Origin of the sequence: Enterobacter sp. CP102 (assembly GCF_025152625.1) — a bacterium.
In the GTDB taxonomy this organism is placed as follows: Bacteria; Pseudomonadota; Gammaproteobacteria; order Enterobacterales; family Enterobacteriaceae; genus Enterobacter; species Enterobacter soli.
The window spans coordinates 4,129,616-4,146,172 of sequence record NZ_CP104014.1 but is presented as its reverse complement, the minus strand read 5'-3'; the positions used below and the strand labels follow the sequence as shown (position 1 = coordinate 4,146,172).

The window sequence follows — 16,557 nt, the reverse complement described above, 5'->3', positions numbered from 1 at the left end:
GGAATGTTTTTTTGTGATTTACATCTTAAAAATGAAAGAAGCGAAAGTGAAAGTAAGTATGCGAAAGAAACGAAAGCAAAAAAAAAGCATGGCCGGAGCCATGCTAATCGAGGTTTACTGCAAAATCAGGTCACTGGCGCCGGGTTAAACACCGCCAGCTGGTTATGTAATCCCCATTGGTCAGAGAAGGTCTTCTTGCGACCGCTCGCCACATCCAGAATAAAGTGGAACAGTTTCCAGCCCACATCCTCAATGCTTTCTTCCCCGGTGGCGATGGTCCCGGCGTTGATGTCCATTAAGTCATACCAGCGGTTGGCCAGCTCGGTACGGGTCGCCATTTTAATGACCGGTACCGCCATCAGGCCGTACGGCGTGCCGCGCCCGGTGGTAAAGACCTGCACCGTAATGCCGGACGCCACCTGTTGCGTGCCACAAACGAAGTCACTGGCTGGCGTTGCGGCGTAGATCAGGCCGCGTTTGGTTGGGCGCTGGCCAGGGGAAAGTACTTCCACAATGGCGCTCTGGCCGGATTTGGCAATCGATCCCAGTGCTTTTTCCACCACGTTTGCCAGGCCGCCTTTTTTGTTACCCGGAGACGGGTTGGCGCTGCGGTCGGTTTGGCCCATATCGAGATAATTATCGTACCAGGCCATCTCTTCCAGCAGGCGCTTACCCACCTCTTCGTTGATGGCGCGTGGCGTCAGCAGATGGATGGCGTCACGTACTTCGGTGACTTCAGAGAACATCACCGTTGCGCCACAGCGGACGAACAGGTCAGAGGCATAGCCGACCGCCGGGTTAGCGGTTACGCCGGAAAACGCATCGCTGCCGCCGCACTGCGTGCCGACTACCAGCTCGGAGGCCGGGCAGGTTTCACGCTGGCGATTGTTCAGTTTATCCAGATGGCGTTCTGCAACCTGAAGAATATCGTCGACCATCGATTTGAAACCGACATGATGCTCATCCTGCAAACGCACAATACTGGCATCGTCCACCGGAATGGCTTTTACGTCTTCGGTGCCTTGCAGCAGGCGCTCGGGTTGCAGCTTCTCGCAGCCCAGACCAATCACCATCACTTCGCCGCCAAAGTTCGGGTTCAGGGCGATATTGTGAATAGTGCGGATAGGCACAACGGCCGCCGGCGCGTTGATGGCCACACCGCAGCCGTAAAGGTGGTTCAAACCCACCACGCCATCCACATTCGGGTATTTCGGCAGCAGGTCGCGTTCGATGATTTTCACCACGTAGTCCACCACGCCCGCCACGCAGTGGACGCTGGTGGTAATGCCGAGCAGGTTTTTGGTGCCGACGCTGCCGTCTGCATTGCGATAACCTTCGAAGGTATATCCTTCCAGCGGCGGCAGCGGTTCAGGAACGCGGGTCGCCAGCGGCAGGGTATTCAGCGGTGGCGCTTTTGGCAGCTCAACCAGGGATTCTTCAATCCAGCTTCCTTGCGGGATGGCACGAACCGCGTAGCCGATGACCTCGCCATAACGAACGATTTCGCCATGAGCAGGGATATCCACCAGGGCAACTTTATGACCTTGTGGAATATGCTCAATCAGTTCCAGTCCGTCCGGGAATCGTGTTCCGGCTTTTAAACCGTTGTCGTTGACAATAATCGCCACGTTATCTGTGTCGTGTACTTTTATATAGAACGCCGTCGGCGACGCTTGTCGAATTTCAATGTCGGCCATTGTTCAGTATTCTCCAGCAAAGTGTCTGATAATAAATGCAGCTGACTGGGTATTTATTTTCTTATTAGCGAAATAAAGACGCTGCTTTCTTAAATAAAGAATGTCAGGACTTAAGGGATAAGAATGTGATCCAGATCACTCAACAAAACCAGAGATAGCGCCTCCTGGTCAGTAATGCGTGATTCTGTGCATCAGCGCCCAGTGCTTTGTGCATATGCTCAATATATTGTTGAAACTGGAAGCGATAATTGAGCATTAAAACAATGTGCAGCCGCCGGGTGATGATTATACTGAATCACGATTTCATTGCATCTGGTTAATTACCTGATATTGCCTGCTATCGATAAATAATCAGGAAATATTCTTTCTAAAAATTATAAATATAAATCTATCGATGTGCCCGAGGAAATAAACATGATACTGGATACTACTGTAGAAGCTAAAAAGGGTGTGCCCACCCGCTATTTAATTCTACTGATTATATTTATCGTTACGGCCATCAACTACGCTGACCGTGCGACGCTGTCGATTGCTGGTACTGAAGTGGCGAAAGAGCTGCAACTGAGCGCCGTATCGATGGGTTACATCTTCTCTGCATTTGGCTGGGCTTACCTGCTGATGCAAATCCCCGGCGGCTGGCTGCTGGATAAGTTTGGCTCCAAAAAGGTCTATACCTATAGCCTGTTTTTCTGGTCGCTGTTCACCTTCCTGCAAGGTTTTGTCGATGTCTTCCCGCTGGCCTGGGCAGGCGTGTCGATGTTTATCATGCGTTTTATGCTTGGTTTCTCGGAAGCGCCGTCTTTCCCGGCAAACGCCCGTATTGTGGCCGCCTGGTTCCCGACCAAAGAGCGTGGCACGGCGTCTGCCATCTTTAACGCCGCGCAGTATTTCTCGCTGGCGATCTTCTCGCCGCTGCTCGGCTGGCTGACCTTCGCCTGGGGCTGGGAACATGTCTTTACCGTAATGGGTGTGATTGGCTTCGTGCTGACCGGTATGTGGGTGAAGTTCATCCATAACCCGACCGATCATCCACGGATGTCTGAGCAGGAGCTGAAGTTTATCTCCGAAGGCGGCGCAGTGGTTGATATGGACCATAAAAAGCCGGGTGCACAGGCAGCGAGCGGTCCTAAGCTCCATTACATCAAACAGTTATTGACCAACCGCATGATGCTGGGCGTATTTTTTGGTCAATACTTTATCAACACCATCACCTGGTTCTTCCTCACCTGGTTCCCGATTTATCTGGTGCAGGAAAAGGGCATGTCGATTCTGAAAGTGGGTCTGGTGGCCTCTATCCCGGCGCTGTGCGGGTTTGCCGGTGGCGTGCTCGGCGGGGTGTTCTCGGATCGTCTGATTAAGCAAGGCAAGTCGATTACCCTGGCACGTAAGCTGCCGATTGTACTGGGAATGTTGCTGGCCTCCTCAATCATCCTGTGCAATTACACCAATAACACCGCGCTGGTGGTGGCCCTGATGGCGCTGGCGTTCTTCGGCAAAGGGTTTGGTGCGCTGGGCTGGCCGGTGATTTCCGACACGGCGCCAAAAGAGATTGTGGGCCTGTGCGGTGGTGTGTTTAACGTCTTTGGTAACGTGGCGTCCATCGTGACTCCACTGGTAATTGGTTATCTGGTCAGTGAACTGCATTCGTTCAACGCGGCACTGGTATTCGTTGGCTGTTCAGCGTTGATGGCGATGGTCTGCTACCTGTTCGTAGTCGGCGACATCAAACGTATGGAATTGCAGAAATAAGCAAAGGTATAAGCGATGAGTAACGATATCTTCCCGAATAAGTTTAAAGCGGCCCTCGCGGCACACCAGATTCAGATCGGCTGCTGGTCAGCGCTGGCAAGCCCAATCAGCACAGAAGTGCTCGGCCTGGCAGGGTTCGACTGGCTGGTACTGGACGGCGAACACGCGCCGAACGATATCAGCACCTTTATCCCACAGCTGATGGCGCTGAAAGGCAGCAACAGTGCACCGGTCGTTCGCGTCCCGACTAACGAGCCGGTGATCATCAAGCGTCTGCTGGATATCGGTTTCTATAACTTCCTGATCCCGTTTGTGGAAAACGTTGAGGAAGCGGTGCAGGCCGTAGCGTCTACACGCTATCCGCCAGAAGGCATTCGCGGTGTGTCTGTTTCTCACCGCGCCAACATGTTTGGCACCGTGCCGGACTACTTTGCGCAGTCCAACAAGAACATCACCATCCTGGTGCAGATTGAGAGCCAGCAGGGTGTCGATAACGTCGATGCCATCGCGGCGACCGAAGGCGTTGACGGGATCTTCGTCGGCCCCAGCGATCTGGCTGCTGCCTTCGGACACCTCGGCAATGCGTCTCACCCGGAAGTACAACGCGCCATCCAGCATATTTTTGCCCGTGCCAAAGCACACGGCAAACCGTGCGGCATTCTGGCTCCGGTTGAAGCCGATGCCCGCCGCTACCTGGAATGGGGCGCAACCTTTGTTGCCGTCGGCAGTGACCTGGGCGTATTCCGCTCTGCCACGCAAAAACTGGCTGATTCCTTTAAGAAATAACCACCCCTGAGAGAAAGAGAGAGACGCAATTATGACACTGAAAGTTGGTTTTATTGGCCTGGGCATCATGGGTAAACCAATGAGTAAAAACCTCATTAAAGCAGGTTACTCACTGGTGGTTTCTGACCGTAATCCGGAAGCGGTTGCTGAAGTGATTGCCGCAGGGGCAGAGACGGCAACTACCGCCAAAGCCATTGCCGAGCAGTGCGATGTGATCATCACCATGCTGCCAAACTCGCCGCATGTGAAAGAGGTTGCGCTGGGTGAGAACGGCATTATCGAAGGCGCGAAACCGGGCCTGGTGGTGATTGATATGAGTTCCATCGCCCCGCTGGCGAGCCGTGAAATCAGTGAAGCGCTGAAGGTGAAAGGCGTGGATATGCTGGATGCCCCGGTAAGCGGCGGTGAGCCAAAAGCGATCGATGGCACGCTGTCAGTGATGGTGGGCGGCGATAAAGCGATTTTCGACAAATACTACGACCTGCTGAAAGCGATGGCGGGCTCTGTTGTCCACACCGGCGAAATCGGTGCAGGTAACGTGACCAAGCTGGCAAACCAGGTGATTGTGGCGCTGAACATTGCCGCCATGTCCGAAGCGCTGACGCTGGCGACCAAAGCAGGGGTCAACCCGGATCTGGTGTATCAGGCAATCCGTGGTGGTCTGGCAGGCAGCACCGTGCTGGATGCGAAAGCGCCAATGGTGATGGATCGTAACTTCAAGCCAGGTTTCCGTATCGACCTGCACATTAAAGATCTGGCGAATGCGCTGGATACCTCTCACGGCGTGGGTGCACAACTGCCCCTGACCGCGGCGGTAATGGAAATGATGCAGGCGCTGCGTGCCGATGGTCTGGGCACCGCCGACCACAGCGCGATTGCGTGCTACTACGAAAAACTGGCGAAGGTAGAAGTCTCTCGCTAATAAAAACGGGCGCGGGAACGCGCCCGGTATTTTTGCCGAGTGCAGTAACAGGCTACAACTATGAAAATCGTAATCGCTCCAGACTCTTATAAAGAAAGCCTTTCTGCCACCGAGGTAGCTCAGGCGATAGAAAAAGGATTTCGGGAGATCTTCCCCGATGCACTTTATGTTTCTGTTCCTGTTGCCGATGGCGGAGAAGGTACGGTCGAAGCGATGATTGCCGCAACCCAGGGCGCGGAGCATCATGCGGTGGTGACCGGGCCCCTGGGCGAAAAGGTGAATGCCTGCTGGGGGATGTCCGGTGATGGTAAAACTGCCTTTATCGAGATGGCGGCGGCCAGTGGCCTGGCACTCGTGCCTCCTGCGCTGCGTAACCCACTTGTCACCACCTCGCGCGGTACCGGAGAACTTATCCTCAGTGCGCTGGATAAAGGCGCGCGCAATATCATTATCGGTATTGGCGGTAGCTCAACGAACGACGGTGGTGCTGGCATGGTGCAGGCGCTAGGCGCAAAACTCTGCGATGCCAACGGTAAAGAGATTGGTTACGGTGGCGGGAGCCTGATGGCGCTCAACAGTATTGATTTGTCTGGCCTTGATCCGCGCCTGAAGAGCTGCACCCTTCGCGTGGCGTGTGATGTGACGAACCCGCTGGTGGGGGAAAAAGGGGCATCCCGTATCTTTGGCCCGCAGAAAGGGGCGGATGAAGGGATGATCCTGGAGCTGGATGCCAACCTTAGCCACTATGCGGATGTGATTAAAACTTCCCTGCGCATCGACGTGAAGCATGTTCCGGGCGCGGGTGCGGCTGGTGGGATGGGGGCGGCGCTGATGGCATTCCTTGGCGCAGAACTGCGTAGCGGTATTGAGATAGTGACTCAGGCGCTTAACCTGGAAGAACATATTCACGACTGTACATGGGTTGTGACGGGAGAAGGGCGGCTCGACAGCCAGAGTATTCATGGCAAAGTGCCCGTCGGCGTGGCGAATGTCGCCAAAAAATACCATAAGCCGGTGATTGGTATCGCCGGTAGCCTGACCAAAGATGTGGGCGTTGTGCACCAGTACGGCATTGATGCGGTGTTCAGCGTACTGACCAGCATTGGCTCGCTGGAAGAGGCGTTCCGGGGAGCATTCGACAACATTTACCGCGCATCACGCAATATCGCGGCGACTTTGCAGATGGGGATGCGCACGCAAGGGTGACAGCGGCGTGCAAACCCTCTATACTGCGCGCCGAAGCTGACCAGACAGTCGCCGCTTCGTCGTCGTCCTCCTTCGGGTGGAGACGGGCGGAGGGGAGGAAAGTCCGGGCTCCATAGGGCAGGGTGCCAGGTAACGCCTGGGGGGGAAACCCACGACCAGTGCAACAGAGAGCAAACCGCCGATGGCCCACGCAAGTGGGATCAGGTAAGGGTGAAAGGGTGCGGTAAGAGCGCACCGCGCGGCTGGTAACAGTCCGTGGCACGGTAAACTCCACCCGGAGCAAGGCCAAATAGGGGTTCACATGGTACGGCCCGTACTGAACCCGGGTAGGCTGCTTGAGCCAGTGAGCGATTGCTGGCCTAGATGAATGACTGTCCAACGACAGAACCCGGCTTATCGGTCAGCTTCAACTTCTTAAAAAACCCCGCTTCGGCGGGGTTTTTGCTTTTGGTTGGTAGTAGACGGGTAAGCGCAACGCTATCCGACAATGCCCGCAAACGACATCAATTCTCAAATTTGCGACACTAAGCACATTTCACTATTTCTATGATTAATGCTTACATTCATAACCCGTGGATGACATCTAACGCAAAATTTCACGCTAAAAAACCTTCATTTTCCAGTGTTGGTAAATTGTTGCAATTGTTGTCATGATGGTGCTCATTTTTTTCTTATTTGATATGCATATATTGAATCTAAAAACATTTACCCCGTGAATATGTGATGTGTTCCACCCTTTCCCGCAGCCCAGTAAAAATATTATTGATAAATTTGATAAGCCACAAAAATGTTTTAAACGAATAATGGCTATTTATTCGCCTTTAATTGCCTGAAAGATAGTCTTTATTGATATTTAAAAATAGAAAAAATTCACCTCAGTTATTGGCATAAAATAAAGTTATTACTCCCTTTTTTGTTGATCAATATCAGCGGAATAGTGTGTTTTTAATTTATCAAATAATTGATTTTAAAGTGATTTAATGGGTTTTTACGGCATGAGTTAATGGTGTGAAAAGGCAAATTGTGAGTAACAGCACATACCCTTCTGAATGATATTGAGTAGAATCCTTCCCCGTCATAGGGAAATAAGCGCAGAATATTATGAACACTATTATTCTACCGAAAACACAGCACCTCGTGGTATTTCAGGAAGTCATTAAAAGTGGCTCCATAGGTTCTGCTGCAAGACAACTGGGCCTGACGCAACCCGCTGTCAGCAAAATTATCAGCGATATCGAGTCCTACTTCGGTGTTGAAGTGATGATCCGCAAAAACACCGGCGTAAAACTGACTGCCGCAGGCCAGGTGCTGCTGTCCTACTCTGAGTCGATCACCCGCGAAATGAAAAACATGGTGAGCGAAATTAACAGCCTCAGTTTCAGCACCGTTATGGATGTTTCCTTTGGCTACCCGTCGCTGATTGGTTTCACCTTCCTCTCGGAAATGATCAAAAAATTCAAGGAAGTGTTCCCAAAAGCGCGAGTCTCTATGTATGAAGCGCAGCTCTCCTCTTTCCTGCCAGCCATTCGCGACGGGCGACTCGACTTCGCGATTGGTACCCTGAGCGATGAAATGCTGCTCCAGGATCTGCATGTGGAGCCGCTGTTTGAATCCGAATTTGTGCTGGTGGCCAGCAAATCCCGAACGTGCACCGGATCGACTACACTGGCATCGCTCACGGATGAACAGTGGGTGATGCCGCAAACCGATATGGGCTACTACAAAGAACTCCTGACTACCCTGCAAGACAACCACATCAGCATTGAAAACATCGTCCAGACCGATTCCGTCGTCACCATCTACAACCTGGTACTGAATGCCGATTACCTGACGGTGATCCCGCGCGACATGATTGCGCCTTTTGGCTCAGACCAGTTTATTGTGCTGCCGATTGAAGATGAATTACCCGTCGCGCGTTATGCCGCGGTGTGGTCTAAAAATTACAGTATTAAAAAATCGGCGTCAGTATTAGTCGAACTGGCAAAACAGTATTCTTCACTGAACAGTGAACGACGATGATGATTTATTAATAACGTTAATAACAATACGTTTAACCATTTTTAAAACACCCAGAGTTTATCTTGTTAACACTCTGACACCCTAATCTTGCCTGAAGAAAATGAATTATTATAACGAGGATATTATGCACATTACCTACGATCTCCCGGTGACAATTGAAGATATTCAGGACGCCAGAAAACGACTGGCAGGAAAAATATATAAAACCGGAATGCCGCGCTCAAACTATCTCAGCGAACGTTGCAAAGGTGAGATATTCCTGAAGTTTGAAAATATGCAACGTACCGGCTCCTTTAAAATTCGCGGTGCATTTAATAAATTAAGCTCGCTGACCGATGCCGAAAAACGTAAAGGCGTGGTGGCATGTTCAGCGGGCAACCATGCGCAGGGCGTGTCGCTTTCCTGCGCAATGCTCGGTATCGACGGCAAAGTGGTGATGCCGATGGGCGCACCGAAATCCAAAGTCGCAGCCACCCGTGACTACTCGGCAGAAGTGGTGCTGCACGGTGAGAACTTCAACGACACCATTGCCAAAGTGAGTGAAATTGTTGAGATGGAAGGGCGCATTTTTATCCCGCCTTATGACGACCCTAAAGTCATTGCCGGACAGGGCACCATTGGTCTGGAAATCCTCGAAGATTTATACGATGTCGATAACGTGATTGTGCCGATTGGTGGTGGTGGCTTAATTGCCGGGATTGCAACAGCCATTAAATCCATTAACCCAACCATTAATATTATTGGCGTACAGTCTGAAAATGTTCACGGTATGGCAGCATCTTATTATGCCGGTGAAATAATGAATCACCGAGTCACCGGTACATTAGCCGACGGTTGCGATGTTTCTCGTCCGGGAAATTTAACCTTCGAAATTGTTCGTGAATTAGTTGATGACATTGTGCTGGTCAGCGAAGACGATATTCGTAATAGCATGATTGCCCTCATTCAGCGAAATAAAGTGGTCACTGAAGGTGCTGGCGCACTGGCGTGTGCGGCGCTATTAAGCGGCAAGCTTGATCATTATATTCAGGGCCGTAAAACCGTGAGCATTATTTCCGGCGGCAATATTGACCTCTCCCGCGTTTCCCAAATTACCGGCTTTGTTGACGCATAAAAGGATGACCTATGAGCAACACTGAAAGCATTATCGTTGGCCAGACAAAAACGTCCACCTGGCGTAAGTCTGATACCACCTGGACGCTCGGCCTGTTTGGTACCGCAATCGGCGCAGGCGTGCTGTTCTTCCCAATCCGCGCAGGCTTTGGCGGCCTGATCCCTATCCTGTTAATGCTGCTTTTGGCCTTCCCGATTGCGTTTTATTGCCACCGTGCGCTGGCGCGTTTGTGCCTGTCTGGCAGCAATGTGTCCGGCAACATCACCGAGACGGTGGAAGAGCACTTCGGCAAAACCGGCGGGGTGGTGATCACCTTCCTCTACTTCTTTGCCATTTGCCCGCTGCTGTGGATTTACGGCGTTACGATTACCAACACATTCATGACCTTCTGGGAAAACCAGCTCCAGCTGCCTGCGCTGAACCGCGGCTTCGTGGCGCTGTTCCTGCTGCTGTTGATGGCCTTTGTTATCTGGTTTGGTAAAGACCTGATGGTGAAGGTAATGAGCTTTCTGGTGTTCCCGTTTATCGCCAGCCTGGTGCTGATTTCCCTGTCGCTGATCCCTTACTGGAACTCCGCTGTTATCGACCAGGTCAACCTGAGCGATATCGCCTTCACCGGGCATGATGGCATTCTGGTTACCGTCTGGCTGGGGATTTCCATCATGGTCTTCTCCTTTAACTTCTCACCGATTGTCTCTTCGTTTGTGGTGTCGAAACGCGAAGAGTACGAGCCGGAGTTCGGCAAAGAGTTCACCGAGCAGAAATGTTCCAAAATCATCGGCCGCGCCAGCATGTTGATGGTGGCCGTGGTGATGTTCTTCGCCTTTAGCTGCCTGTTCACGCTCTCTCCACAGAACATGGCGGAAGCCAAAGCGCAGAACATTCCGGTGCTCTCTTACCTGGCAAACCACTTTGCTTCACTGTCCGGAACTAAGTCCACCTTTGCAACGGTTCTGGAATACGGTGCGTCAATCATTGCGCTGGTCGCTATCTTCAAATCCTTCTTCGGCCATTACCTCGGCACGCTGGAAGGGCTGAACGGCCTTGTCCTGAAGTTTGGTTACAAGGGCGATAAGAAGAAAGTCTCGGTGGGCAAACTGAACACCATCAGCATGGTCTTCATCATGGGCTCTACCTGGATTGTGGCCTACGCCAACCCGAACATTCTGGACCTTATCGAAGCGATGGGTGCGCCAATCATCGCCTCTCTGCTGTGTTTGCTGCCGATGTATGCCATCCGCAAGACCCCGGCGCTGGCGAAATACAAAGGCAGAACGGAGAACATTTTTGTCACCGTTGTCGGCCTGCTGACCATTCTGAATATCGTTTACAAACTGTTCTAAATCAAAGCTCAGGATGAGCGGAGTCACACCATGATTGAATTTCCGGTTGTACTGGTTATTAACTGCGGATCGTCCTCTGTTAAGTTTTCAGTACTGGACGCCAACAGCTGCGATGCCCTGGTGACGGGCATTGCAGACGGTATCAATACTGAAAAAGCCTTTATTTCCGTGAATGGGGGTGAGCCAGCCAGACTGGCTCACCATGACTACGAAGGGGCGCTGGCTGCCATCGCCCTGGAGCTGGAAAAACGCGACCTGATGAGCAGCGTGGCCTTAATTGGCCACCGTATTGCTCACGGTGGCGAACTCTTCAGCGAGTCGACCCTTATCACCGAACAGGTTATAGAACAGATCCGCCAGGTTTCTCCACTGGCGCCCCTGCATAACTACGCCAACTTAAGCGGCGTGGAAGCCGCACAGCAGTTATTCCCCGGTGTGCAGCAGGTGGCGGTGTTTGATACCAGCTTCCACCAGACCCTGCCGCCGCAGGCGTATCTGTACGGGTTGCCTTATCACTATTTCGAAGAGCTGGGCGTGCGTCGCTACGGCTTCCATGGCACCTCCCACCGCTATGTTTCCGGGCAGGCGCATCAGTTGCTGGCGTTAGCAGAAAATGACAGCGGCCTGGTCATCGCTCATCTCGGCAACGGTGCCTCCATCTGCGCGGTACGTAACGGCGAAAGCGTGGATACCTCCATGGGGATGACGCCGCTGGAAGGGCTGGTGATGGGCACGCGCTGCGGTGACGTCGATTTTGGCGCGATGGCGTGGATTGGCCAGCAAACGGGGCAATCTTTCGAGGATCTGGAGCGCGTTGTGAATAAGGAATCCGGCCTGCTGGGGATTTCCGGGTTGTCGTCCGATTTGCGCACCCTGGAAAAGGCCTGGCATGACGGACATCAGCGCGCACAGCTGGCGATTAACACCTTTGTTCATCGCATCGCGCGGCATATCGCCGGCCATGCAGCGTCACTGCATCGTCTGGATGGCGTGGTCTTTACCGGAGGCATTGGCGAGAACTCAATCCTCATTCGCGCCCTGGTGGCTGAGCACCTCAAAGTCTTTGGCATCATTCTGGATGAAGCCAAAAACGCGCTGCCGGGCAGTGCGGGTGAGCGCGTGATTTCCACTGATTTATCCCGCGTGGCCTGCGCGGTGATCCCAACTAATGAAGAAAAAATGATCGCGCTGGACGCCCTCCGTCTTGGAAAGGTGACTCCGGCTGCGGCTTACGCCTGATAAAGCGAGAATGTCATGAAAGTAACAATCGATACGAGCGTTGCACCCTACAGTGATGCATGGGCCGGGTTTCGCGGTGAAGAATGGAAAGACGCCGTTAACGTGCGCGATTTTATTCAGCATAACTACACCCCTTATGAAGGCGATGAAGCTTTCCTCGCGCAGGCGACGCCTGCAACGACGGCGCTGTGGCAGAAGGTGATGGTCGGTATTCGCCAGGAGAATACCACCCACGCCCCGGTGGATTTTGATACCAATATCGCCACCACCATCACCGCCCACGGGCCGGGCTACATCGACGAAGATCTGGAGACGATCGTCGGGCTGCAAACCGATAAACCGCTCAAGCGCGCATTGCATCCGTATGGCGGGATCAACATGATCCGCAGCTCCTTCGAAGCCTACGGTCGTGAGATGGATCCGCAGTTTGAATATCTGTTTACCGACCTGCGTAAAACCCATAACCAGGGCGTGTTTGATGTCTACTCACCGGAGATGATGCGTTGTCGCAAATCAGGCGTGCTGACGGGCCTGCCGGACGGTTACGGACGCGGGCGCATCATTGGTGACTATCGCCGCGTGGCGCTGTATGGCATTAGCTATCTGGTGCGCGAGCGCGAACTCCAGTTCGCGGATCTTCAGTCAAAACTGGAGCGTGGCGAAGATCTGGAAGCCACGATCCGCCTGCGTGAAGAGCTGGCTGAACATAAGCGCGCATTGCTGCAAATTCAGCAGATGGCGGCGAACTATGGCTTTGATATTTCACGTCCGGCGATGAACGCCCAGGAAGCGGTGCAGTGGGTCTATTTTGCCTACCTTGCCGCGGTGAAATCCCAGAACGGCGGGGCGATGTCGCTGGGGCGCACGGCGTCGTTCCTCGATATTTACATTGAGCGCGACATGCAGGCCGGGCGGCTGAATGAGGTTCAGGCACAGGAGCTGATCGACCACTTCATTATGAAGATCCGCATGGTGCGCTTCCTGCGCACGCCGGAGTTCGACACGCTCTTCTCAGGCGATCCTATCTGGGCTACAGAAGTGATCGGCGGTATGGGGCTGGACGGCCGCACGCTGGTAACCAAAAACAGCTTCCGCTATCTGCATACGCTGCACACCATGGGGCCTGCGCCAGAGCCAAACCTGACGATCCTCTGGTCTGAACAACTCCCGATTGCTTTCAAAAAATATGCGGCGCAGGTGTCGATTGTGACCTCATCACTTCAGTATGAGAACGACGATCTGATGCGTGCCGACTTCAATAGCGATGACTACGCCATTGCCTGCTGCGTCAGCCCGATGGTGATCGGTAAGCAGATGCAGTTCTTTGGCGCACGCGCCAACCTTGCCAAAACACTGCTGTACGCAATCAACGGCGGGGTGGATGAGAAGCTGAAAATCCAGGTCGGGCCGAAAACCGAGCCGCTGCTGGATGACGTGCTGGAATACGACACCGTGATGGCGAGCCTGGATCACTTTATGGACTGGCTGGCGGTGCAGTACATTAGCGCGCTGAATCTTATTCACTACATGCATGATAAGTACAGCTATGAAGCCTCGTTGATGGCGCTGCATGACCGGGATGTCCATCGTACGATGGCGTGTGGGATCGCGGGGCTGTCGGTCGCGGCAGATTCCTTGTCGGCCATCAAATACGCCACGGTGAAACCGGTGCGTGACCACACCGGCCTGGCGGTCGACTTCGTAATAGAAGGCGATTACCCGCAGTACGGCAACAATGATGACCGTGTGGACAGCATTGCCTGCGACCTGGTTGAACGTTTTATGAAGAAAATTCAGGCGTTACCAACCTACCGCAACGCAGTGCCGACCCAGTCGATCCTGACCATTACCTCAAACGTGGTTTATGGTCAGAAAACTGGTAACACACCGGACGGACGCCGTGGCGGCACGCCGTTTGCGCCAGGCGCAAACCCGATGCACGGGCGCGACCGGAAAGGGGCGGTGGCATCATTAACCTCTGTGGCGAAGCTGCCGTTCACCTACGCGAAAGATGGCATCTCTTATACCTTCTCGATTGTGCCACAGGCACTGGGTAAAGATGAGATAGTGCGCAAAACCAACCTGGTAGGGCTGCTGGACGGATACTTCCACCACGAAGCCACTATCGAAGGCGGGCAGCACCTGAATGTTAACGTCATGAACCGGGAAATGCTGATGGATGCTATCGAACATCCAGAGAATTATCCGAACCTGACGATCCGCGTTTCAGGCTATGCGGTGCGTTTTAATGCGCTGACGCGTGAGCAGCAGCAGGATGTAATTTCAAGGACGTTTACGCAGTCGATCTGACGTAAACCAGCCTCCATGCCCCCTCTCCATCAGGGGGCTTTTTTTTGTCCGCTGAACATACAAAATTGTTTATATAATTATTCACACATATTCATCCGCTCTTGAAAAACAATGCACCTGTTTTCCACGTAAACAGTATTTAAGGACAGTAAGATGATGAAAATGACCCGTATTGCTTTGGTTGCTGTGTCGCTGGCAGTGTGCAGTTTTACGGCGCAGGCGGCCAATGTTGAAGCCGCACCGTCGCCTGCACAGGATCCGCTGGTACAGCACCTGAAGCTGAGCAACGAGCAAGTGAAGAAGATTGAAGATCTGCACCAGAAGCTGGAACAAAACGTCGCTAAAATCCCCATGACTGGTGTCAAAGATGGCGCGTTAATCGACATGTTCCAGGCCGGTAAATGGGATGAAAGCACGGTGAAAAGCCAGCTTGCGGCTTTCAGCAAAATTGAGGAACAGACCCGCTACTACCGCGTGAAATACTACTTCGACGTAAGCCAGGTCCTGACGCCTGAGCAGCGTAAGCAGATTCGAACCGATATGGCGAATGCGTTGGCTGAATGATTTCTGACCCGCGCCTGGCGCGGGTTTTTATTTCTTGATCCCCATCACTTTTAGAAAAAACACGCTTAATTTCCATATGTCGAAGTAATTTTTCCTCCCATCAGTCAAAAGCCACATAAAACTTGTGACTTTTTTCTCCCTCTCTCCAGGTATGATCTTTTCACTCTACTAACAAGCACCTGCAAACGTCTGGCTCATTATCGCTGGTGAGCAGAACCTTATAAAAACAACTATTTACCCTACAAAATAAGCGAGTGCCTTATGGATACGGCAACAAATAGCAGTGTGATTGTGAATGACTCTCCCGCGGCAAGGCGGGCAGGGATGAGTGAACGTGAATGGCGCGAGGCCATTAAATTCGACAGCACCGACACAGGCTGGGTCATTATGAGTATCGGGATGGCCATCGGCGCGGGGATAGTTTTTCTCCCGGTGCAGGTAGGTTTAATGGGGCTGTGGGTGTTTTTGCTCTCGTCTATTATTGGTTATCCGGCCATGTATCTGTTCCAGCGCCTGTTTATTAATACGCTGGCGGAATCCCCGGAGTGCAAAGATTACCCGAGCGTGATTAGCGGTTATCTGGGGAAAAACTGGGGGATTTTATTAGGGGCACTTTATTTTGTGATGCTGGTGATTTGGATGTTTGTCTATTCCACCGCCATCACTAACGACAGCGCCTCGTATCTGCACACCTTCGGCATCACCGACGGTTTGCTTTCCGAAAACCCGTTCTACGGTTTATTTTTGATTTGTATTTTGGTGGCTATTTCATCTCGTGGTGAAAAGCTGTTGTTTAAAGTTTCCAGCCTGATGGTGCTCACCAAGCTATTTGTGGTTGCCGCTCTGGGGCTGTCGATGATTGGCCTCTGGCATTTAGCCAACGTCGGTATGCTGCCACCGATGGGGTTGCTGATCAAAAACGCCATTATTACGCTGCCTTTCACCTTAACGTCGATTCTGTTTATCCAGACCTTAAGCCCGATGGTTATCTCTTATCGTTCACGGGAAAAATCGGTTGAAGTGGCACGACATAAAGCGTTACGTGCGATGAATATTGCCTTTGGCGTGCTGTTTGTGACGGTCTTCTTCTATGCCGTCTCCTTCACGCTGGCGATGGGTCACGATGAGGCGGTAAAAGCCTATGAGCAAAATATTTCGGCTCTGGCGATCGCCGCGCAGTTTATTAGCGGCGACGGTGCGGGCTGGGTCAAAATCGTCAGCGTGATCCTGAATATTTTCGCCGTCATGACTGCCTTCTTCGGCGTTTATCTCGGCTTTCGCGAAGCCACGCAGGGCATTGTGATGAATATCCTGCGCCGCAGAATGCCGGCAGAGAATATCAATGAACGTACCGTTCAGCGTGGGATCATGCTGTTCGCCATCCTGCTCGCCTGGAGCGCCATTGTCTTAAACGCGCCGGTCCTGAGCTTCACTTCTATTTGTAGCCCTATCTTTGGAATGGTTGGCTGCCTGATCCCGGCGTGGCTGGTCTGCAAAGTCCCCGCGCTACATAAATATAAAGGCGTATCGCTGGTGATTATTATTATCACCGGGCTGCTGCTTTGTGTTTCTCCTTTCCTCGCGTTCTCCTGAGGAGCAATAAAGGTC

At 52.5% G+C, this 16,557-nt stretch carries 12 protein-coding genes and 1 other RNA gene; 12 read left to right on the top strand and 1 reads right to left on the bottom strand.

Annotated elements, in window-relative coordinates; translation table 11 throughout:
- Positions 1 to 125: 125 nt before the first annotated feature.
- On the bottom strand, positions 126 to 1,697 hold the full coding sequence (gene garD / locus N1249_RS19515; protein ID WP_259832210.1) for a galactarate dehydratase: 1,572 nt from the start codon (positions 1,695 to 1,697) through the stop codon (positions 126 to 128).
- Positions 1,698 to 2,111: 414 nt separating this feature from the next.
- On the opposite strand from garD, the gene N1249_RS19510 reads away from it, so the two are divergent.
- The 12 genes from N1249_RS19510 (at position 2,112) to N1249_RS19455 (ending at position 16,542) form a co-directional block, all read left to right on the top strand.
- Entirely contained in the window at positions 2,112 to 3,446 is a 1,335-nt protein-coding gene (locus N1249_RS19510; RefSeq protein WP_166718013.1) for an MFS transporter, read from the top strand.
- Between the two features lie 15 nt (positions 3,447 to 3,461).
- Complete coding sequence (gene garL, locus N1249_RS19505; RefSeq protein WP_014071867.1) at positions 3,462 to 4,232, top strand: 2-dehydro-3-deoxyglucarate aldolase; 771 nt, start codon at positions 3,462 to 3,464, stop codon at positions 4,230 to 4,232.
- 31 nt (positions 4,233 to 4,263) lie between these two features.
- The gene (gene garR / locus N1249_RS19500) at positions 4,264 to 5,154 is read left to right on the top strand and encodes a 2-hydroxy-3-oxopropionate reductase (RefSeq protein ID WP_014071866.1); all 891 of its coding nucleotides are present in this window, start codon (positions 4,264 to 4,266) and stop codon (positions 5,152 to 5,154) included.
- Between the two features lie 60 nt (positions 5,155 to 5,214).
- On the top strand, positions 5,215 to 6,360 hold the full coding sequence (gene garK / locus N1249_RS19495) for a glycerate 2-kinase (protein WP_014071865.1): 1,146 nt from the start codon (positions 5,215 to 5,217) through the stop codon (positions 6,358 to 6,360).
- 32 nt (positions 6,361 to 6,392) lie between these two features.
- Positions 6,393 to 6,772: RNase P RNA component class A (gene rnpB / locus N1249_RS19490), an RNA gene on the top strand.
- 689 nt (positions 6,773 to 7,461) lie between these two features.
- Positions 7,462 to 8,379 (top strand): transcriptional regulator TdcA, encoded by a 918-nt coding sequence (gene tdcA, locus N1249_RS19485; protein ID WP_259832204.1) that lies wholly within the window; start codon positions 7,462 to 7,464, stop codon positions 8,377 to 8,379.
- Between the two features lie 124 nt (positions 8,380 to 8,503).
- Complete coding sequence (tdcB, locus tag N1249_RS19480; RefSeq protein ID WP_014071861.1) at positions 8,504 to 9,493, top strand: bifunctional threonine ammonia-lyase/L-serine ammonia-lyase TdcB; 990 nt, start codon at positions 8,504 to 8,506, stop codon at positions 9,491 to 9,493.
- Between the two features lie 11 nt (positions 9,494 to 9,504).
- Positions 9,505 to 10,836 carry a threonine/serine transporter TdcC gene (tdcC, locus tag N1249_RS19475; protein WP_014071860.1) on the top strand — a complete coding sequence of 444 codons (1,332 nt, stop codon included), beginning with the start codon at positions 9,505 to 9,507 and terminating at the stop codon, positions 10,834 to 10,836.
- A 30-nt stretch (positions 10,837 to 10,866) separates the two neighbouring features.
- Entirely contained in the window at positions 10,867 to 12,075 is a 1,209-nt protein-coding gene (gene tdcD / locus N1249_RS19470; protein WP_259832199.1) for a propionate kinase, read from the top strand.
- Between the two features lie 15 nt (positions 12,076 to 12,090).
- Complete coding sequence (pflB, locus tag N1249_RS19465) at positions 12,091 to 14,385, top strand: formate C-acetyltransferase (protein ID WP_259832197.1); 2,295 nt, start codon at positions 12,091 to 12,093, stop codon at positions 14,383 to 14,385.
- 153 nt (positions 14,386 to 14,538) lie between these two features.
- Entirely contained in the window at positions 14,539 to 14,949 is a 411-nt protein-coding gene (locus N1249_RS19460) for a Spy/CpxP family protein refolding chaperone (protein ID WP_259832194.1), read from the top strand.
- 261 nt (positions 14,950 to 15,210) lie between these two features.
- Positions 15,211 to 16,542: an amino acid permease gene (locus tag N1249_RS19455; protein WP_259832192.1), complete on the top strand. Its 1,332-nt coding sequence runs from the start codon at positions 15,211 to 15,213 to the stop codon at positions 16,540 to 16,542.
- Positions 16,543 to 16,557: the final 15 nt, after the last annotated feature.